This window comes from Roseomonas rosulenta (genome assembly GCF_016106005.1).
Lineage (GTDB): Bacteria > Pseudomonadota > Alphaproteobacteria > Acetobacterales > Acetobacteraceae > Neoroseomonas > Neoroseomonas rosulenta.
On the sequence record NZ_JACADR010000013.1, the window covers coordinates 18928 to 39355 of the forward strand.

Annotated in this window: 17 protein-coding genes and 1 pseudogene; 16 read left to right on the forward strand and 2 right to left on the reverse strand. The window is 69.8% G+C overall.

From position 1 onward, the window contains the following. Nucleotides 1-3 precede the first annotated feature (3 nt). Both ppsR and HW578_RS03770 read right to left on the reverse strand, forming a co-directional pair. Nucleotides 4-1428 carry a transcriptional regulator PpsR gene (ppsR, locus tag HW578_RS03765; protein WP_198369196.1) on the reverse strand — a complete coding sequence of 475 codons (1425 nt, stop codon included), beginning with the start codon at nt 1426-1428 and terminating at the stop codon, nt 4-6. A gap of 136 nt (nt 1429-1564) precedes the next feature. Then, the gene (locus tag HW578_RS03770; protein WP_198369197.1) at nt 1565-2500 is read right to left on the reverse strand and encodes a cobalamin B12-binding domain-containing protein; all 936 of its coding nucleotides are present in this window, start codon (nt 2498-2500) and stop codon (nt 1565-1567) included. Between the two features lie 254 nt (nt 2501-2754). On the opposite strand from HW578_RS03770, the gene bchF reads away from it, so the two are divergent. The 16 genes and pseudogenes from bchF to bchD form a co-directional block, all read left to right on the forward strand. Beyond that, nucleotides 2755-3339, forward strand: a complete 585-nt coding sequence (gene bchF / locus HW578_RS03775; protein ID WP_198369198.1) for a 2-vinyl bacteriochlorophyllide hydratase — start codon at nt 2755-2757, stop codon at nt 3337-3339. Beyond that, nucleotides 3339-4637 (forward strand): ferredoxin:protochlorophyllide reductase (ATP-dependent) subunit N, encoded by a 1299-nt coding sequence (locus tag HW578_RS03780; protein WP_198369199.1) that lies wholly within the window; start codon nt 3339-3341, stop codon nt 4635-4637. Before bchF ends, HW578_RS03780 begins: the two co-directional genes overlap by 1 nt. 4 nt (nt 4638-4641) lie before the next feature. Beyond that, the gene (gene bchB, locus HW578_RS03785) at nt 4642-6165 is read left to right on the forward strand and encodes a ferredoxin:protochlorophyllide reductase (ATP-dependent) subunit B (protein ID WP_198369200.1); all 1524 of its coding nucleotides are present in this window, start codon (nt 4642-4644) and stop codon (nt 6163-6165) included. Further along, nucleotides 6137-9772: a magnesium chelatase subunit H gene (locus HW578_RS03790; RefSeq protein ID WP_198369201.1), complete on the forward strand. Its 3636-nt coding sequence runs from the start codon at nt 6137-6139 to the stop codon at nt 9770-9772. Before bchB ends, HW578_RS03790 begins: the two co-directional genes overlap by 29 nt. Then, nucleotides 9769-10677 carry a ferredoxin:protochlorophyllide reductase (ATP-dependent) iron-sulfur ATP-binding protein gene (bchL, locus tag HW578_RS03795; RefSeq protein ID WP_456308263.1) on the forward strand — a complete coding sequence of 303 codons (909 nt, stop codon included), beginning with the start codon at nt 9769-9771 and terminating at the stop codon, nt 10675-10677. The genes HW578_RS03790 and bchL overlap by 4 nt, the downstream gene beginning before the upstream one ends. Nucleotide 10678: 1 nt before the next feature. After that, the gene (bchM, locus tag HW578_RS03800; RefSeq protein ID WP_198369202.1) at nt 10679-11374 is read left to right on the forward strand and encodes a magnesium protoporphyrin IX methyltransferase; all 696 of its coding nucleotides are present in this window, start codon (nt 10679-10681) and stop codon (nt 11372-11374) included. Next, complete coding sequence (locus HW578_RS03805; RefSeq protein WP_198369203.1) at nt 11371-12807, forward strand: BCD family MFS transporter; 1437 nt, start codon at nt 11371-11373, stop codon at nt 12805-12807. The genes bchM and HW578_RS03805 overlap by 4 nt, the downstream gene beginning before the upstream one ends. Nucleotides 12808-12824: 17 nt before the next feature. Continuing rightward, nucleotides 12825-13607, forward strand: coding sequence for a photosynthetic reaction center subunit H (gene puhA / locus HW578_RS03810; protein ID WP_198369204.1), 783 nt, complete (start codon nt 12825-12827; stop codon nt 13605-13607). Next, nucleotides 13604-14284 (forward strand): photosynthetic complex putative assembly protein PuhB, encoded by a 681-nt coding sequence (gene puhB, locus HW578_RS03815; RefSeq protein WP_198369205.1) that lies wholly within the window; start codon nt 13604-13606, stop codon nt 14282-14284. The genes puhA and puhB overlap by 4 nt, the downstream gene beginning before the upstream one ends. Before the next feature lie 18 nt (nt 14285-14302). Beyond that, nucleotides 14303-14749 carry a photosynthetic complex assembly protein PuhC gene (puhC, locus tag HW578_RS03820; RefSeq protein ID WP_198369206.1) on the forward strand — a complete coding sequence of 149 codons (447 nt, stop codon included), beginning with the start codon at nt 14303-14305 and terminating at the stop codon, nt 14747-14749. A gap of 3 nt (nt 14750-14752) precedes the next feature. After that, nucleotides 14753-15073 carry a hypothetical protein gene (locus tag HW578_RS03825; protein ID WP_198369207.1) on the forward strand — a complete coding sequence of 107 codons (321 nt, stop codon included), beginning with the start codon at nt 14753-14755 and terminating at the stop codon, nt 15071-15073. After that, complete coding sequence (gene acsF, locus HW578_RS03830) at nt 15073-16173, forward strand: magnesium-protoporphyrin IX monomethyl ester (oxidative) cyclase (protein ID WP_198369214.1); 1101 nt, start codon at nt 15073-15075, stop codon at nt 16171-16173. The genes HW578_RS03825 and acsF overlap by 1 nt, the downstream gene beginning before the upstream one ends. 21 nt (nt 16174-16194) lie before the next feature. Further along, complete coding sequence (gene puhE, locus HW578_RS03835; protein ID WP_198369208.1) at nt 16195-17271, forward strand: putative photosynthetic complex assembly protein PuhE; 1077 nt, start codon at nt 16195-16197, stop codon at nt 17269-17271. A gap of 109 nt (nt 17272-17380) precedes the next feature. Further along, nucleotides 17381-18592, forward strand: a complete 1212-nt coding sequence (gene hemA / locus HW578_RS03840) for a 5-aminolevulinate synthase (RefSeq protein WP_198369209.1) — start codon at nt 17381-17383, stop codon at nt 18590-18592. After that, nucleotides 18592-19695 carry a magnesium chelatase ATPase subunit I gene (bchI, locus tag HW578_RS03845; RefSeq protein ID WP_198369210.1) on the forward strand — a complete coding sequence of 368 codons (1104 nt, stop codon included), beginning with the start codon at nt 18592-18594 and terminating at the stop codon, nt 19693-19695. The genes hemA and bchI overlap by 1 nt, the downstream gene beginning before the upstream one ends. Nucleotides 19696-19748: 53 nt before the next feature. After that, nucleotides 19749-20428: pseudogene (gene bchD, locus HW578_RS03850) on the forward strand (magnesium chelatase subunit D); the annotation flags it as partial.

Genomic DNA, 20428 nt, shown 5'->3' on the forward strand with positions numbered 1-20428 from the left:
ATCCTAGAGCTGCTCGCCCGGCTCGGCGCCGAGGTCGCCGAGGCCGTAGCGGCGCAGCTTCACATACAGGGACTGCCGCGACAGCCCGAGCATCTCGGCGGCCGAGGCGCGGTTGTCGCCCGACAGCTCGAGCGCAGCCTCGATGCACAGGCGCTCGATCGCGTCGGTCGCCTCGCGCACCAGGTCCTTGAGCGGCACGCGGCCGATCAGCTCGGTAAGCTGCTCGACCGAGCGCGTGGGCCGTGCCCCGGCGGGCACCGGCGCGCGCACCCGCGGGCCGACGTCGCGCATGGTGAAGCCGAAGACCGGCTTGCCGCCGTTCATCACCGTGACGGCGGAGATCTCGACCTCGGTCCGCGCGCCGTGCTCGCCGCGCAGCACGGAGGAATACAGCCGCACCGTGCCGCGGTTGCGCAGGTGGCCGAACAGCACCTCGGCCTCGACATCCTGGTTGCCGAGCCAGCGTTCGAGCGGTTCGCCGCGCGCCTGTTCCTCGCCCGGGACCTCGATCATCTCGAGGAAGGCGGCGTTGGCGGTGATGATCCGCCCGTCCGAGCCCGCCACCACGAAGGCGTCGGGCGCGCCTTCGATCAGCTTCAGCATCTTGGTCTTGATCGGCGGCATCGCGACCACGGCCTGGTCGGGCAGGGCGATGCGCACCAGGAACAGCAGCGTGCCTTCCTGGCGGAAGGTGGAGGCCGAGACGGTGACGTCGCCGCCACCCTCCGCGAGGCGCGCCTGCACGTCGTCTGCGCGACCGGCGGCGCGCACGGAGGCGAGCAGCGCCTGCACCGCCGAGCGCGACTCGGGCGCGAAGGCCTCGGCGATGGTACGCCCGACCGCCCGGCGCTCGCCCTTGCCGAACAGGCGCAGCGCCGCGGGATTGGCCTCGGTCACGCGCAGCGTCGTGCCGTCCAGCACCAGCACCGGGTCGGGCGACATCTGGAACAGCAGGCGGTAGCGTGTCTCGGCCTGGCGCAGGCGCGAATAGTCGCGCTCCATCGACTGCTGCACCTCGACCAGGCGCTGCTGCAGGCGGGAGACAGGGCGCAGGTCGCGCCCGAACACCACGATGCGCCCGGCCTTGCCGACCGGCGCCGCCGAATAGAGGATCGGCACCGAGGCGCCGTCGCCCGCGACCTGGTTCACGTGGCGCCAGCGCCCACCCTCGGTCGCGGCGCCGCGGCGGGTGATCTCCTCGACCTTCGGGCGGCTGTCCCGAGCGACGGTATCGATCCAGGGCTGGCCGAGCCAGTTGCCATGGGAGGCGAATTCCCGCGAGAGTTCCTCGCTGCTGAAGGCGACGTCGCGGATGATGCCGTGCTCGTCCAGGATGAGGGCGATATCGGCCGCCGCGCTGATCAGCGCGGCGGCCGCATCCGCATCGAGGTCGCCAAGCGACACGCGGGGAGTGCTGAAGGCTTTCACCAGCTGGTCCGCCTTTGCTTGCTGTGCCTGCTCCCCACATGATTCAGGAAGGGCGTTCGGTCAGGGCATCGTCCGCGCCTGACGCGCGCACTCTCGTTGGCCTGCCCGGTTGTGGCGCCGCGGCGCGCTTGCCGCGTCACGTGTCGCGCCCCAGGAGGGCGAGCATGGTCTCGGCCTGCAGCGTCGCCTGTCGGCCATCGGCCGCGGTGGCATCAGCCCCGACGAGCGACACCAGGTCCGGACGGTCGACGAAGAGCGCCCCACCCACCAGAATGCCGACGCCGGCATTGCGCGAGATGCGACGCACGTCGCGGATCAGCATCGCGAGCCCGCTCAGGTGGTCCTCGCAGGCGAGCGAGAAGCCGGCGACTCCGAACCAGACGCGCTGCGCAGCCTCAAGGATCTCGTGGCGCTCGACCCCGGCGCCGGACCAGACATCCCAGCCCGCACCGCGGAAGAACTGCTCCACGACGAGCATGCCGAAGCTGTGCTGTTCCCCCGGCGCGGGGGCGAGCAGCACGCGGCGGTCCGGCTCGGCGCGGATGGCGCGCAGCATGAAGGCCGGGCTGTACTCGCGCACCACCTGGTGAAGGCAGGACAGGGCGATCGTGACGGTGGTGAAGTCGCATTCATCCTCCTCCCACATCACGCCGAGGCGGCGCGCCACCGGGGAGAGCAGGTCGAGGTAGATGCGGTCGAGCGACATGCTGCGCGCGCGCAGGCCTTCGAGGTAGGCCAGCGCGCCGGGCAGGTCGGCCTTCATGGCGAGGCTGATGAGGGTGGCGACGTCTTCCGCGCCGGGTCCACTGCCGGGGCCGGAGTCGATGTAGGCGGCCGTGACGTTCTTGCGGTGCGCCAGCAGCAGGCGCGGGATGATCTCGGTCTCCAGCGTCTTCGCCAGCACGGCGACGCGGTTGCGGCGACGACGGGCGGCCGTGGCCTGCGGAGCCTGACGCTTGTCCAGGGAGACGCGCAGGAATTCACCGCCGCGAACCGGAGCTGAATCGCCCTCGTTCCCGGTCCGCTCGGCCTCGGTATCGCGATCCTGGCCCGGCATGGGCTTGCCCACCATCGACATCTCCTGTCGCGGACTACATGCCTCGGCGCCAGAAGTGTCAAGCGATCAATACGTCAATCTCGCTTGACACTCCGATGCGCCCCCTCCTAGCCTCCGAACAGCCAGCAGCACGGGGAAGGAGGGCCGAATGACACTTTGTCGGGAACGACACGCAGGGCCTCCACACTCCTCCCCCGGCGGCACCGTCCGGTTCGGACGGCAGGCAGCCGGACCGACAGGCGATGACGCACTCGAGGGGATGTCAAGCGATGCACGGTTCTAGGCGCGGCGGAGGGCTTCTCGATGCCCTCGATTGTTCCCCCTGGGGGGCCTCCACTGGCCGCAGTCGGCGCGCCGTACTGGCGTCGCGCCCGCTCTATTCGCCCGAGGAACGCGTCCGCCGCGATCACTCGGCCTGGACGATCGTCCAGGGGGTTCTGGCCCCGGTGCAGTTCGCGGTCTTCCTGGTCAGCCTCGGCCTCGTGGTGCGCTTCCTGCTGACCGGCCAGGGGCTCGAGGCGGCAACCTGGTCGGTCGTGGTCAAGACCGTGACGCTCTATGCCATCATGATCACCGGTTGCATCTGGGAGAAGGAGGTCTTCGGGCGCTACCTCTTCGCCCCCGCCTTCTTCTGGGAAGACGTGTTCAGCATGCTCGTGCTGGCGCTGCACACCGCCTATCTCTGGGTGGTCTTCGCCGGCATCGGCGACGGGCGGGCGCAGATGATGCTCGCCCTGGCCGCCTACGCAGCCTACGTCTTCAACGCAGCGCAGTTCCTGTTGAAGCTTCGCGCCGCACGGCGAGACGAGGCGCGCTGGAACGACTCGCACGGCGCCGCGCCGGGAGCCGCCTGATGGACGGCCTTGCCGCCAGCCCCGCGAGCAGCGGCCCCGAAGCCGCCGCGGGCTGCGGCGAGTTGCCGGTGCTTCGCGAACGCGGCCAGCGCGAAGTCTTCTGCGGGCTGACCGGCATCATCTGGCTGCACCGCAAGATCCAGGACGCCTTCTTCCTGGTGGTCGGCAGCCGCACATGCGCGCACCTGCTGCAATCCGCCGCCGGCGTGATGATCTTCGCCGAGCCGCGCTTCGCCACCGCCATCATCGACGAGCGCGACCTGGCCGGCATGTCCGACGCCAATGACGAGCTCGACCGCGTGGTGACCCGGCTGATCGAGCGCCGCCCCGACATCCGCATGCTGTTCCTGGTGGGCTCCTGTCCGTCGGAGGTGATCAAGCTCGATCTCTCCCGCGCGGCGCAGCGGCTGTCGAAGCAGTTCAGCCCGGCGGTGCGGGTGCTGAACTACTCCGGCAGCGGCATCGAGACGACCTTCACCCAGGGCGAGGATGCCTGCCTCGCGGCCCTGGTGCCCGAGATGCCCGCCGAGCCCGGCTCCGCGCGGTCCCTGCTGGTGGTGGGCGCGCTGGCCGAGGTGGTCGAGGATCAGTTCCTGCGCCTGTTCGCGGCGCTTGGCGTGGGGCCGGTGCGCTTCCTGCCCTCGCGCCGCGCGGCCGAGTTGCCGGCGGTGGGGAAGGGCACGCGCTTCCTGCTGGCCCAGCCCTTCCTGGCCGAGACGGCGCGGCTGCTCGAAGCCCGCGGGGCGCAGCGACTCGCCGCACCCTTCCCGCTGGGCGCCGAGGGCACCACGGAATGGCTGCGCGCCGCTGCGCGCGAATGGGGCGTCGATGCCGCGAAGTTCGATGCCGTGGTGGCACCGGGCCAGGCGCGCGCCCGGGCGGCGCTGGCACAGCGGTCCGAACGCCTCGCGGGCAAGTCGATCTTCTTCTTTCCCGACTCGCAGCTCGAGATTCCGCTGGCGCGCTTCCTGTCGCGCGAATGCGGAATGGTGCTGACCGAAGTCGGCACGCCCTACCTGCACCGCCAGCACCTGGCCGAGGAGCTGGCGATGCTGCCGGCCGGCGTCACGCTCTCCGAGGGGCAGCATGTGGACCGGCAACTCGACCGCTGCCGCGCGACGCGGCCGGACATCACGGTCTGCGGCCTCGGTCTCGCGAATCCGCTGGAGGCCGAGGGGCTCACCACGAAATGGGCGATCGAGCTGGTGTTCACGCCGATCCAGGGCTTCGAACAGGCAGGTGACCTGGCGGAATTGTTCGCGCGGCCGCTGGTGCGGCGCGCCAGGCTGATGGTGTAGCGCCATGGAGCTCGCCGTCTGGACCTATGAAGGGCCGCCGCATGTGGGGGCGATGCGTATCGCCACTGCGATGGAGGGTGTCCACTACGTCCTGCACGCCCCGCAGGGCGACACCTATGCCGATCTGCTTTTCACCATGATCGAAAGGCGCAGCAAGCGCCCGCCGGTGACCTACACGTCCTTCCAGGCGCGCGACCTTGGTGGCGACACGGCCGAACTGTTCATGGAGGCGGCGCGCGATGCCTATGCGCGCTTCAAGCCGCAGGCGATGCTGGTGGGCGCGTCCTGCACGGCGGAGCTGATCCAGGACGATCCGGGTGGCCTCGCCAAGACGCTGGGGCTGCCGGTGCCGGTGGTCGCGCTGGAGCTCCCTTCCTACCAGAAGAAGGAAAACTGGGGCGCGGCGGAGACCTTCTACCGCCTGGTGCGCGCCTGCGCCGGTCCGCGCGTGCCGCGCGCGGCGGGGGCGGCCCCACGCGCGAATATCCTGGGTCCGACGGCGCTCGGCTTCCGGCATCGCGACGATGTGACGGAGGTGACGCGTCTGCTGGCGCGACTCGGCATCGACGTGAATGTGGTTGCGCCAATGGGGGCGACGCCGGCGGACCTGACGCGGCTCGGCGAGGCCGATGTGAACGTCGTGCTCTATCCTGAGACCGCGGGCACGGCGGCGGCCTTCCTGCAGCGCCAGCACGGAATTCCCGCCACCAAGACGGTGCCGATCGGCGTGGGCGCGACGCGCGAATTCATCACCGAGGTGGCAGCGCTGGTCGGCATCGACGCGACCGCGGTGCTGGCCGAGGCGGCATCGCGCCTGCCTTGGTACTCGCGTTCGGTGGACAGCACCTATCTCACCGGCAAGCGCGTTTTCATCTTCGGCGACGCCACGCACGCCATCGCCGCAGCGCGAACCGCGGCCGAGGAACTGAGCTTCGTTGTGGTGGGCCTGGGCACCTACAGCCGCGAATATGCGCGCGAGGTGCGTGAGGCCGCGAAGGCGCATGGCATCGAGGCGCTGATCACCGACGACTATCTGAAGGTCGAGGAAGCCATCGCCGCGCTGCGGCCCGAGCTGGTGCTGGGCACGCAGATGGAACGCCACATTGCCAAGCGCCTGGGTGTGCCCTGCGCGGTGATCTCGGCGCCGGTGCATGTGCAGGATTTTCCGGCGCGCTACTCGCCCCAGATGGGGTTCGAGGGTGCGAACGTCATCTTCGACACCTGGGTCCATCCGCTGATGATGGGGCTCGAGGAACATCTGCTCGGCATGTTCCGCGAGGATTTCGAGTTCGCCGACGGCGCCGCGCCGTCCCACCTGGGCCATGCGCCGGCACGCGAGGCACCGCCCGAACCTGTCGCCGCGGGCCCTGCCACCTGGGCGGCCGAGGCCGAGAGCGAGTTGAAGAAGATCCCGTTCTTCGTGCGCGGGAAGGCGCGCCGCAACACCGAGTCCTTCGCGCGCGAGCGCGGCCTTTCAACCATCACCATCGAGACATTGTATGACGCCAAAGCGCATTTCTCCCGCTGAGGCCGCGGCTGTCCGCGTCGTGCTTGTCACGATGGACAGCCACTTGGCACGGTCAGCCGACCGTGCGGCAGCGGTGCTGAAACGCGAAATCCCGGGCCTGCGCTTCGTGGTGCATGCCGCGGAGGACTGGGCGACGGATGAGGTCGCGCTGGCGGCCTGCAAGGCCGACATCGCGCTGGGCGACATCATCGTCGTCACCATGATGTTCCTCGACGAGCATATCCGCGCGGTACTGCCGGCGCTGCAGGCACGCCGCGCCGAGTGCGATGCGATGCTGTGCTGCCTTTCGGCCGGCGAGGTGGTGAAGCTGACCCGGCTCGGCCGCTTCGACATGTCCGCCGAGGCGCGCGGCATCCTTGGCCTGCTCAAGCGACTGCGCGGGTCCAAGGGGAAGGGCAGCGGGTCCTCCGGCGCGGGTCAGATGCGCATGCTGCGCGAACTGCCGAAGCTGCTGCGCTTCATCCCCGGCACGGCGCAGGACGTCCGGGCATACTTCCTCGGGCTGCAATACTGGCTGGCGGGCACCGAGGAGAATCTCGGCAACATGGTGCGCCTGCTGGTCAACCGCTATGCGACGGGACCGCGCGCGAAGCTGGCGGGGTCGCTGAAGGTGGCCGCGCCGGTGCAGTACCCGGATGTCGGGCTGTATCATCCGCGCGCCAAGGGCCGCATCGTCGAGCGCCTGGACGCCCTGCCACGCGAGGGCCGGGCGGGCAGGGTCGGGCTGCTGGTGATGCGCTCCTACCTGCTGGCGGACAATGCCGCGCATTACGACGGGGTGATCGCTGCGCTGGAGGCCAAGGGGCTGACGGTGGTGCCAGCTTTCGCGAGCGGCCTCGACCAGCGCCCGGCGATCGAGCAGTTCTTCCTGCGCGACGGTCGCGCCACGGTGGATGCCGTGGTGTCTCTGACCGGCTTCTCGCTGGTGGGCGGGCCCGCCTACAACGACGCGCACGCGGCGGAGGAGATGCTCTCGCGCCTCGATGTTCCCTACGTCGCGGCGCACCCGCTGGAATTCCAGACGCTGGCGCAGTGGCAGGGCGATGCCCGCGGCCTGACGCCGGTCGAGGCCACCATGATGGTGGCAATCCCTGAGTTGGATGGCGCGATCGCGCCGATCACCTTCGGTGGGCGCTGCGGCGCGCGCGGGTCGGGCACGCCCTGCCCAGGTTGTGATGGTGTTTCCTGCGCCTCCGACATGATGCCGCACCGCGAGCGTGTGGCGATGCTGGCCGCGCGCGTGGCGAAGCTGGTCGCGCTGCGGCGCACCGAACGTGCCGCCAAGCGCGTCGCGATCGTGCTCTTCAACTTCCCGCCCAATGCGGGTGCGACGGGCACGGCGGCCTATCTCTCGGTGTTCGAATCGCTGTTCCGCACGCTGAAGGCGATGAAGGCCGGCGGCTACACGGTGGATGTCCCCGAGAGCGTCGAGGCGCTGCGCAAGGTGGTGCTGGAAGGCAATGCCGCCCGCTACGGCGCGCCCTGCAACGTCGAGGCTCGCGTCCTCGCCGACGACCATGTGCGGCGCGAGCCGCACCTGGCCGAGATCGAGAAGACCTGGGGCCCTGCGCCGGGACGCGTTCAGACCGATGGCGCCTCGCTGCTGATCTACGGACTGCGGTTGGGCAATGTGTTCATCGGCATCCAGCCCAATTTCGGCTGGGAAGGCGATCCGATGCGCCTGCTGTTCGAACGCGACTTCGCGCCGACGCACGCCTTCTCGGCCTTCTACCGCTGGATGCGCGAGGATTTCGGTGCCCATGCGGTGCTGCACTACGGCATGCACGGCGCGCTGGAGTTCATGCCGGGCAAGCAGACGGGCGTTTCCGGCGAATGCTGGCCGGACCGGCTGATCGCCGACCTGCCGAACCTGAACCTCTATGCATCGAACAATCCATCCGAGGGCGCCCTGGCGAAGCGGCGCGCTGCGGCGACGCTGATTTCCTACCTTACGCCGCCGGTTGCGCATGCCGGGCTGTATCGCGGGCTGCTCGATCTGAAGGCGTCTCTGGACCGCTGGCGCAACCTGGCGCCGGACACGGATCATGGCACGCGCGCCGCGCTGGCCGGGCTGATCCAGGCCCAGGCTTCGCAGGTTGATCTCGCGACGGCCGAACCGGTCTGGGGCGACACGGCGCCGGCGGAGATCCTGAAGCTGGGCGCGTCGCTGCTGGAGCTGGAATACGAACTGATCCCGCAGGGACTGCACATCATCGGCGAGCCTCCGGGGCCGGAAGCGCGCGCGCAGATGCTCGATGCTGCGGGCGTCACCGACCCTGCTAGGCGCGCCGAACTGGACGCGCTCTTGGCGCAGGACCACGAGACCCCGGCCATCCTGCATGCGCTGGATGGCGGCTTCACGCGTCCCGCACCTGGCGGCGACCTGCTGCGCAACACCGATGTGCTGCCGACCGGGCGCAACCTGCACGGCTTCGACCCCTTCCGCATTCCCTCAGCCTTTGCGGTGCAGGATGGCGCGAAGCAGGCCGAACGCCTGCTCGCGCGGCATGTCGAGGACAGCGGCGCGCTGCCCGAGACGGTGGCGATCGTCCTCTGGGGCACCGATAACCTGAAGACCGAGGGCGGGCCGATCGCCCAGGCGCTGTGGTTGATGGGTGCGGAGCCGCGCCATGACAGCTATGGGCGGCTGGCCGGTGCGCAGCTGGTGCCGCTCGAACGGCTCGGTCGGCCGCGGGTGGATGCGGTGGTCACGCTCTCGGGCATCTTCCGCGACCTGCTGCCGATGCAGACCAAGCTGTTGGCCGAAGCCGCGCTGATGGCGGCCGAGGCCGACGAACCCGCCGATATGAACTTTGTGCGCAAACACGCGCTGGCCTTCCTGGCGCAGCATGGCGGCACCATGGAACAGGCGGCACTGCGGGTCTTCGGCAATGCCGATGGCGCCTATGGTGCCAACGTCAACCTGATGCTGGAGCAGGGCTCCTGGCAGGAGGAGGACGAGCTCGGCGACGCCTATGTGCGCCGCAAGGGCTTCGCCTATGGCGTCGGCGGCCGGCCGGTGCGCCAGGACGCGGTGCTGTCGCACATGCTCGGCACGGTCGAGGCGACCTACCAGAACCTCGACAGCGTGGAACTCGGCATCACCAGTGTCGACCACTACTTCGACACGCTTGGCGGCATCAGCCGCGCGGTGCGTACGGCACGCGGCCGCGACGCGGCCGTGTACGTCGGCGACCAGACGCGCGGCGAGGGCAAGGTCCGCACCGTGGCCGAGCAGGTTGCGCTCGAGACCCGGACCCGCGCGCTGAACCCGAAGTGGTTCGAGCCGCTGCTGCAGCACGGCCATGAGGGCGTGCGCACGATCGAGGCGCAGGTGACCAACACGCTCGGCTGGTCGGCTACCACGGGGCAGGTCGCGCCCTGGGTCTACCAGCACCTGGCACAGACCTACATGCTCGACGAGACGATGCGCCATCGCCTCGCCGCGCTGAACCCGACCGGTGCCGCGCGCATCGCGAACCGGCTGCTGGAGGCGCATGAGCGCCGCTACTGGCAGCCGAGCGACGACGTCCTCGATGCGCTGCGACGCGCGGGCGAGGAACTTGAAGACCGCATCGAAGGCATTTCCGAAGGGGTTCCTGCATGACCGTCGTGATGAACCCGCCGCCCTCGATGACCTTGTCCCGGCGCGGCGATGGCGACGGCAGCGTGCAGGTGCACATGGACACCATGGCCGCCGTGGGCACGGCCAAGGTGTTCGCCGTCTACGGCAAGGGCGGTATCGGGAAGTCCACCACCTCGTCCAACCTCGCCGTCGCCTTCTCCAAGATTGGCCGCCGCGTGCTGCAGATCGGCTGCGACCCGAAGCACGACAGCACCTTCACCCTCACCAAGCGCCTGATCCCCACGGTGATCGACGTGCTGGAGACGGTGGAGTTCCATTCCGAGGAACTGCGCACCGAGGACTTCGTCTTCGAGGGATACAACGGCGTGCTGTGTGTCGAGGCCGGCGGGCCGCCGGCGGGCACGGGCTGCGGCGGCTACGTGGTCGGTCAGACGGTGAAGCTGCTCAAGGAGCATCATCTGCTGGACGAGACCGATGTGGTGATCTTCGACGTACTGGGCGACGTGGTCTGCGGCGGCTTCGCATCCCCGCTGTTGCACGCCGATCGCGGCATCGTGGTTGCGGCCAATGATTTCGACAGCATCTTCGCGATGAACCGCATCGTCGCGGCCATCAAGGCGAAGTCGAAGAACTATCCGGTGCGGCTTGGCGGCGTGATCGCCAACCGGTCCGCTGCGACCGACCAGATCGAGAAGTTCAACAAGGCCACGGGGATGAAGACGCTCGCGCATTTCCCCGATCTCGACGCCATCCGGCGCTCGCGGCTGAAGAAGGCGACCCTGTTCGAGATGGAGGCGACGCCAGAGATGGTGGCCGTGCAGGCGGAATACATCCGGCTCGCGGAACTGCTCTGGGCGGGAGTGGATCCGCTGGAGGCGGAGCCGCTCAAGGACCGTGACATCTTTGACCTGCTGGGGTTCGACTGAGATGAGCGGCGGCACCTGGCAGGCGCGGCGGACGCAGATCGAGACCTATTTCGATCGCACGGCGTCGGAGACCTGGAAGCGGCTGACTTCGGATGCGCCGGTCTCGGGTATCCGCGCCACGGTGCGCGCCGGGCGCGACGCGATGCGCGCCACGCTGCTGTCCTGGCTGCCGGCGGATATGCGTGGCCTGCGGCTGCTCGATGCCGGCTGCGGCACCGGCGCACTGTCTGTTGAGGCTGCCAAGCGTGGCGCGTCCGTCGTCGCGATCGATGTCTCGCGTTCGCTCGTGCAGGTGGCGCGCGAACGCTCTGCCGGCACGCCGGGCGAGATCCGATTCGAGGTCGGCGACATGCTCGACCCGTATCTCGGTACCTTCGACCACGTCGTCGCGATGGACAGCCTGATCCATTATCGCGCGCCGGATGCGGTGCGCGCGCTGGCGGGGCTGGCGGCGCGCACGCGCGGGTCGATCTTGTTCACCTTCGCCCCGCGCACGGTGCTGCTGTCCGCGATGCACACGGTCGGGCGGATCTTCCCGCGCGGCGACCGCGCTCCGGCGATTGAACCGGTTGGCGAGGCCGCGCTGCGGCGCCAGATCGAACGCGACCCCGGCCTGGCCGGATTCGTGCCGCGGCACAGCCGTCGGATCGCCTCGGGCTTCTACACCTCCCAGGCCATGGAGTTGCTCGCGCGATGAGTGGACTCAACGCCCGTCTTGCCAGCGTCTGGACCAAGGTCGGGCACGACCTGCTGCCCTTCGCCGACGAGCATACGGGCGACCTGCCCTGGTCGCGCCTGTTCCGGCTGTCGCTGTTCCAGCTCTCCTGCGGGATGTCGACGGTGCTGCTGATCGGGACGCTGAACCGGGTGATGATCGTCGAGCTCGGCGTCTCGGCCGGCCTGGTCGCTCTGATGGTCGCGCTGCCGCTGGTGTTCGCGCCGCTGCGCGCACTGATCGGTTTCCGTTCGGATACCTACCGCTCCGTGCTCGGCTGGCGCCGCGTGCCGTACTTCTGGCTGGGCAGCGTGGTCCAGTTCGGCGGCCTGGCGATGATGCCCTTCGCGCTGCTGATCCTTTCGGGCGACACCTGGGCGCCGCCATGGGTCGCGCAAGTCTGCACCGCGATCGCCTTCCTGATGGTGGGCGCGGGGCTGCACACCACGCAGACCGTGGGTCTGGCGCTCGCCACCGACCTGGTGCCGGAACGCGCGCAGCCTAACGTGGTCGCGCTGCTGTCCATGATGCTGCTGGCGGGCATGGTGGTCGCCGCCATCGGGTTCGGCCTGTTGCTGTCGGAGTTCAGCCAGCTGCGGCTGATCCAGCTGATCCAGGGCGTGGCCGCGGCCACGCTGGTGCTGAACTTCATCGCCGTGTGGAAGCAGGAGGCGCTCGACCCGAGCCGCACCACCGGCCTCGACAAGGGCGAGCCGGGCTTCCTCGAGAGCTTCAACGTCTTGCGCCGCGATGGGCCGTGGAACCGCCGCCTGGCCGCAGTGGGCCTCGGCACCGCCGGCTTCGCCATGCAGGACGTGCTGCTGGAACCCTATGGCGGCCAGGTGCTGGGACTGAGCGTCGGCGCCACAACCGGGTTGACCGCGCTGATGGCTGGCGGTGGCGTGATCGGCTTCATCCTCGCGGCGCGCTGGCTCTCGGCCGGGCAGGATCCGTACCGGATCTGCGGCTATGGCGCGCTGACCGGCGTGGCCGGCTTCGCGTTCGTGATCTTCGCCGGCGCCAGCGGGTCCACCGTCGTATTCGCTGCCGGCACCGCCCTGATCGGCCTGGGTGCGGGCTTCTTCGCACATGCCACGCTGACCGCCTGCATGCGGGCGGCGCCGCCTGAGCGCACCGGGCTCGCGCTCGGCCTTTGGGGCGCGGTTCAGGCCACCTGCGGCGGTGCGGCGATCGCCTTCGGCGGTGTGCTGCGCGATGGCGTCACCGCGCTTGCCGAACGCGGCTTCCTCGGTGCGGGGCTGGAAGGCCCTGTCACCGGCTACGTCACCGTCTATGCGCTGGAGATTGCGCTGCTGTTCGCCACCATTGCCGCTGTCGGGCCCCTCGTGGCCCGGCTGCGGCCTTCCGTGACTACCCGGACCGGCGTCGCCGATCCGGCATCCATTCGATCCTGAAGGAAGCGGAGGTCACCATGCCCACGCCACCACCCACCCCGGTGTTTCTCGACCTTGCGGCTCTGTCGCTCTACCTGTTCTTCGCATTCTTCGCGTTCCTGGTGTTCTGGCTGCACCGGGAGGGCAAGCGCGAGGGCTATCCGCTTGTGTCCGACCGCTCCGACCGGCCGAACTTCGGTACCATCCACGGCTTCCCCGAGACGCCGCCGCCCAAGGTGTTCCGCCTGCACTACCCGCCGGGTGCGACGGTGACGCAGGGCGACCAGCCCGAGCGCGACATCTCCGCCCTGGTGATCGAGGACCCGTACAACGGCACGCCCATCACGCCCAAGGGCGATGCGATGCGTGATGGCCTGGGCGCGGCGTCCTACGCCATGCGGCACGACGCGCCGGACCTCGCCTATGACGACAACCTGCCCAAGATCGTCCCGCTCCGCGCCGCGCCGGGCTGGCACATCGCGGAGGAGGATCCGAACCCGATCGGCCGGCCGGTCACGACGCTCGACGGCGAGACCGTCGGCACCGTGGCCGACCTCTGGACCGACCGGTCGGAATACGTGCTGCGCTACATCGAGGTGGACGCGGTCGGCGGCCGGCGCATCCTGGTGCCGATGTTCCTCGCGACAATCAACGACGACGGCGACGTCCGCGTGGTGTCGGTGACCGCCGCGCAGTTCGCCGCCGCGCCCGGCATCAAGAGCCCCGAGCAGATCACGCTGCTCGAGGAGGACATGATCGCCGGCTATTTCGGCGGCGGCCACCTGCACGCCACGCCCGAGCGCAGCGAGCCGCTGGTATGAGCGGCGCCTCTGCCCGTCCGGGGGTGACCGAGCACGGCTTCGAGCCCGTGCCCGGCCTGCCCGAACGCTTGCCGGAGGGCGAGACGCTGCTCTGGCAGGGCCGCCCCGGTTGGCGTGGTCTGGCACGCGGGGCGCTGCATGTGCGCGGCATCGCCGCGTACTTCGCCATGGTCGCGGCCTGGCAGGGGGCCTCGGTCGCGACTGCCGGGGGCAGCATGGTCGAGGCGGTAGCCGCCGCCGGGCTGATGCTGCTGATCGGTGCGATGCCGATCGCCTTCCTGGTCGCCTATGCTTGGATGGCGGCGCGTGGCGCGGTCTATTCCATCACCAACCGGCGCATCGTGATGCGGGTGGGGGTCGCGCTGCCGGTGACCATCAACCTGCCCTTCGCGCTTGTGGAGAGTGCCGCCTTGTCGCGGCGCGCCGATGGCAGCGGCGACCTGGTGCTGCACCTGGCGGGGAAGCAGCGCGCTTCCTGGATCGCGCTGTGGCCGCATTGCCGACCCTGGCGCTTCACGCGACCGGAGCCGATGCTGCGCGCTCTGCCGGATGCGGAGGCGGTGGCGCAGGTGCTGGGTCGGGCTCTGGCCGCCGCGGCCGCCATGCCGGTGACGCCTATCGCTGGCGCCGATGCGCCGCGCAACACCTCGCGCCCTGGCGCCGAGGCAATGGCCTGAGACAAGGGAGAGACCGCGATGCATCGCACCATGCGCCAGGAAGTCTTCGGAAAGGGTCCCGTGCTGGCCATGGGCCTCGGAATCCTCGCGCTGGTCGGACTGACGATCGCGCCGCTTCCCTCGGCCCGCGCACCCGAGAGCTCGGCGTTGGTGCGCAGCGAGCGTAGCTTCGTCGCCGCCGACCGCGGCGATGGCGCGGTGGTGCTGAGCGATGCCGCGACGGGGCGCGAGGTGCTGCTGGTCGCCCCGGGCGAGGATGGCTTCCTGCGCGGCACGCTGCGCGGGCTGGCGCGCGACCGCCGGTTGCGCGATCTTGGGCCGCAGGCACCCTTCCGCCTGGTGTCCTGGAGCGACGGACGGCTGACACTGGACGACACGGCCACAGGCCGGCGTCTTGACCTTCTGGCCTTTGGCCAGACGCAGGCGGACGCCTTCGCGCGTCTCCTGCCAATCGGGGAGAAATAAAACATGACGACGAAGGGCAATGGCTGGCCGCGCTGGCTGGGCGGACCCTCCACGCTGGAGGTTCCCTGCACGGTCGAGATCGAGCGCAGCTTCGACAGTTTCCACGCCTATGCGGTGCCCGAGGGCGTGGACCTCCGCCCGGGCGACCGTGTGGTGGTGCATGGCACGCCCGACCACGTGGCCTTCGGTGAGAAGATGTCCTTCGAGACGCGCGCCACCGTCTACCGCGCCGGACCGTTCACGCGCTTCTGGACGCAATGGGTCGCGATCTTCGAGCTGACCGAGCTGTATCACTGCGGGTTCGAGCCGAAGGAGGCCACGTGATGGAGGCCCTCGTGCTCGGCGGCCCGGATGAACTGCCGCTCGGAACCAAGCAGGGGTCGTCGGCCGTCGCGACGCGCATGGCGCTGACCGAGACGGTGCTCAGCCCGCGCTTCTACACCACCGATTTCGCCGCCATGGACAAGGTGGATGTGGAGCCGCTGCGTGCCCAGTGGGACCGGCTGATGGATGAGTTCCGCGCCGACCCCAACAAGGGTCACTTCGTCCGCAACGAGGATTTCGACAAGTTCGATCTCGACAGCCTGCCCGAAGGGCTGCGGAAGGAACTCGTCGAATTCCTGGTGAGCAGCGTCACCGCCGAATTCTCCGGCTGCGTGCTCTATGCCGAGATCAAGAAGCGCGTGAGCAACCCGGACATGAAGGAGCTCTTCGCGGTGATGGCCCGCGACGAAAGCCGCCATGCCGGCTTCATCAACGACAGCCTGAAGGACATCGGCGTCGGCGTGGATCTTGGCTTCCTGACCAAGTCGAAGAAGTACCACTACTTCCAGCCGAAGTTCATCTTCTACGCCACCTACCTGAGCGAGAAGATCGGCTACGCCCGCTACATCACCATCTTCCGGCAGTTCGAGAAGCACCCCGAGCTGCGCTTCCACCCGATCTTCCAGTGGTTCGAGAAGTGGTGCAACGACGAGTTCCGCCACGGCGAGGCCTTTGCCCTGCTGATGCGCGCCAACCCGTCGCTGGTCAGCGGCTACAACGTCTGGTGGTGCCGCTTCTTCCAGCTCGCGGTCTTCGCGACGATGTACGTGCGCGACCATGCGCGGCCGGAGTTCCACAAGGCGCTCGGCATGACGCCGACCGACTACGACATGCGCGTCTTCCGCATCACCGAGGAGATCTGCCGCCAGGTCTTCCCGGCGACGCTCGACGTCGACCATCCGGGCTTCCTGCGCGACATGGAACGCCTGCGCGTCCTGGGCGAGGGGATCGCCGCGGCCAAGGCGCAGGGCGGCGTGGTGGGCGGGGCGAAGCGCGTGGGGCTGACGCTTGCGGCTGGCACGACCTTCCTGCGCGCGCTGCTGCGGCGGCCGCGCCGGCATGCGCTGCCGGCCGATGCCCGGCTGGCGCCGGCCTGGTAGGACAGGGAGGCACGCCGCACCATGGCCGAATTTGCCCTTCCAGCTCTGGTTGCTATCTTCGTTTGGTGGTTCAGCACTGGGCTGATCCTGCTGCTGGACGGGCTGCGGCCGGAAACCTTCCGCCGCTCCATGGCCTTCGCGACCTTCTTCCTGCTGAGCGCGCTGTCCGGAACCTGGGCGATCGCGCAGGACAGCTCGGTCACCGGTGCCTATGTTGGCTTCCTGTGCGGCCTTGCGGTCTGGGGCTGGATCGAGCTGTCCTTCCTGACCGGGCTGATCACCGGGCCGCGGCGCACGCCCTGCCCGCCGGGGCTGTCGGGGCCGCGGCGCGTGGTCGCAGCGATCGGCGCCATCCTGTGGCACGAATGCGCCATCATCGCCGCGGCGGTGGTCCTGGTGGCGCTGTCATGGGGGGCGGCCAACCAGGTCGCCGTATGGACCTTCATGATCCTGTGGGTCATGCGGCAATCCACCAAGATCAACATCTTCCTGGGCGCGCGGAACACTGGCGAAGTCTTCCTGCCGGACCATCTGCGCTACATCGGTTCCTATTTCCGCCACCGCTCGATGAACCTGCTGTTTCCTTTCTCCGTCATGGCCTCGACGCTGTTCTGCGCCTGGCTGTTCCACCATGCGTTCAAGTCCGGCGCCACGCCCTTCGACGTGACGGCGGCGAGCCTGCTCGGCACGCTGGCCGCGCTTGCCGTGCTGGAACACTGGTTCCTGATGATGCCCCTGCCGATCGAGCGTCTCTGGCGCTGGGCAATGGACCGCCGCGAGGCTTCGGGACGTGCGGCACCGCGCGTTGCGGCCTGGGAATCGGGCCTCTCCGCGCCCTGCGACGCCGACCGGCTGGGCCGCCTTCTGAACGAGGTGGCGGATGGCGCCTATGGCCCGGTCGAGAGCCTGCGCGGCACGCTGCGCTCCGCCTCGGGCTCGGGCTGGGTGGAGTTCGACCTGTCCGGGGGGCGCGCGCAGCTTGCTGCCTTCACCCCCGCCGCCAATGCTGCGCCGCGTGTGGTTGCGGTCGGCGCCACGCAGGACCTGATGCGCCTGCGCGCCGCGCTGCTCGCCTGCCTGAGGCCAGCCGCGGCATGATCGAGGTCAATGTATCCTCGGACCGCACCGCGAATTCTATCGGCATCGCGCCGCGCCGTCGCGCATGCTCGCCAGCCAAGGCGCAACAGAGCACCCGGGGGGTGACGCCATGAACTACGAAGCCTATTTCCGCGCGCAGCTCGACGGCCTCCGGCGCGAGGGGCGTTACCGCGTCTTCGCCGACATCGAGCGCCAGGCCGGAGCCTTCCCCCGCGCGATCCGCCATGACGCCGGCAAGACGCGTGAAGTGACGGTGTGGTGCTCGAACGACTATCTCGGGATGGGGCAGCACCCGAAGGTTCTGGCGGCGATGCACGAGGCGCTGGACCGCTACGGCGCGGGCGCGGGCGGCACGCGCAACATCTCGGGCACCAACCACGCGCATGTGCTGCTGGAACAGGAACTGGCGGCACTGCACGGGACTGAGGCGGCGCTGCTGTTCAACTCGGGCTACATGTCGAACTGGGCGTCGCTGTCCACGCTGGCCTCGCGCATGCCGGGCTGTGTGATCGTCTCGGACGAGATGAACCACGCCTCCATGATCGAGGGCATGCGCCATTCCCGCGCCGAGCGCCGGCTGTTCCGCCACAACGACGTGGTCGACCTGCGCCGCGTGCTGTCCGAACTGGACCCCAGGGCGCCGAAGCTGGTCGCCTTCGAGAGCGTCTATTCCATGGATGGCGACATCGCGCCGATCCACGACATCTGCGACGTCGCCGAGGAATTCGGCGCCATGACCTATTGCGACGAGGTGCATGGAGTCGGCCTCTATGGCCCAACCGGCGGCGGTGTCACCGAGCGCGACAGCGCATCGCATCGCCTGACCGTCATCGAGGGCACGCTGGCAAAGGCCTTCGGCGTGATCGGCGGCTACATCGCGGGCACGCATGCGATGTGCGACTTCGTGCGGTCCTTCGCCTCGGGCTTCATCTTCTCGACCGCGCTGCCCCCGGCGGTCGCCGCCGGTGCGCGCGCCGCGATCCAGCACCTGCGCGCCAGCACGGTCGAGCGCGAGCGCCTGCACGAACGCGCCGCCACGCTGCGCAAGCGCCTCGACGCCATCGGCGTGCCGCACCTGCAGAACAATAGTCATATCGTGCCGGTGATGGTCTACGATCCCGTCATCTGCAAGAACATCTCGGACCTGCTGCTCGACGAGCACGGCGTCTATGTTCAGCCGATCAACTACCCCACCGTGCCGCGCGGCACGGAGCGGCTGCGCATCACGCCCTCGCCGGTGCATACTGATGCCGACATGGACCATCTGGTCGCGTCGCTGGAGGATGTGTGGTCAAGGTTCAGCCTGAGGCGCGCGGCTTGATGGACTCGCTGCCCGGCGACCATGACCGGGGCGGGGAGGCGGCCGCCGTCTCCACCCGCACGAAGGCGCCGCGCTCACGCGCGGCGACCCGCGCACCCTATCCCTTCGCCGCCATCGTCGCGCAGGAGGAGATGCTGCGCGCACTGCTGGTCGCCGCCGTGGATGGCAGCATCGGCGGCGTGCTGGTGCTGGGCGATCGCGGCACCGGCAAGTCCACGGCGGTGCGCGCGCTTGCCGCGCTGCTGCCGCCGATGAAGGCGGTCGAGGGCTGCCGCTTCGGCTGCGACCCCGGCGATGCGGCGGCGCTGTGCGAAGCCTGCCGCGCCAAGCCCCGTCTGCGCGCTGTCGAGGTTCCGGTGCCGGTGGTGGACCTGCCGCTGGGCGCGACCGAGGACCGCGTCGCCGGCGCGCTCGACATCGAGCGCGCGCTTGCCGAGGGCGTGAAGGCCTTCGAGCCCGGCCTGCTCGCCCGCGCCCATCGCGGCTTTCTCTACATTGACGAGGTGAACCTGCTCGAGGACCACCTGGTCGACCTGCTGCTCGATGTCGCGGCCTCCGGCGAGAACCTGGTGGAGCGCGAGGGCATTTCGATCCGCCACCCGGCGCGCTTCGTGCTGGTGGGATCGGGCAATCCGGAGGAGGGCGAGCTTCGCCCGCAACTCCTGGATCGCTTCGGCCTGTGCGTCGAGGTCCGCACGCCGACCGACCTGCCGACGCGCATCGAGGTGATCCGCCGCCGCGATTCCTACGAACGTGACCACGCCGCCTTCTGCGCGGCCTGGGAGAAGGAACAGGTAAAGCTGCGCCGCCGCATCCTTGCGGCGCGGGCCGCACTGCCCTCCATCGAGGTGCCGGATGCCGCGCTCGAACGGGCCGCGCAGCTCTGCATGGCGCTCGGTACGGATGGCCTGCGCGGCGAGCTCACGCTGATCCGTGCCGCGCGCGCGCATGCGGCGCTCGAGGAAGTCGAGCGCGTCGGCGATGACGAGCTGCGCGCCGTGGCCAGCCCCGCGCTGCGCCACCGGCTGCGGCGCAATCCGCTGGACGAGACCTCCTCCTCCACGCGCGTCGAGCGGGCGGTCGCGGAGTTGTTCGGGCAGTGACGACGGCCGGCGACGGGCGCGCTCCGCCGCGCGCGGCGCCGGACCCGGCAGTGGTGGCGGACCAATGCGCCGCGGCGTTGCTTCTGGCAGTGGATCCGGTCGGGCTTGGCGGGGCCGTGTTGCGCGCCGGACCGGGGCCTGAGCGCGACGGCTGGCTGGCGACACTGCGCGCCGCAATGCCCGAGGGCTCCGCCTGGCGGCGCATGCCGGCCTCGGTGCCGGATTCGCGGCTGCTTGGCGGGCTTGACCTGACCGCCACGCTCGCCGCCGGACGGCCGGTGGCGGAACGCGGCGTGCTCGCGGAAGCCGATGGCGGCGTGCTGCTGCTGGTGATGGCGGAGCGCGCCGCACCCGGCATGGCCGCGCGCATCGCGGCCGTGCTGGATGGGCAGGAGGTCGCGCTGGAACGCGACGGCATCGCTCGGCGCCTGCCTGCGCGCTTCGGCCTGGTCGCGCTGGACGAGGGCATCGAGGATGAGGGGGTGGCGGAGCCGCTGCGCGATCGCCTCGCCTTCCATATCGCGCCGTTGCCCCAGGCCGGGGCAGCCGGCGCCGACATCGCCGCCGCGCGCGCGCGGCTGGATGGCGTGCTGGTGCCCGATGAGGTGACGGAGGCGCTGTGCGGCGCGGCCGTCGCGCTCGGCATCGCCTCGCTGCGCGCGCCGATGCTGGCGCAGCGCGCCGCGATCGCCGCGGCTGCGCTGGCGGGGCGCGACACCGTGGCGCCGGAGGA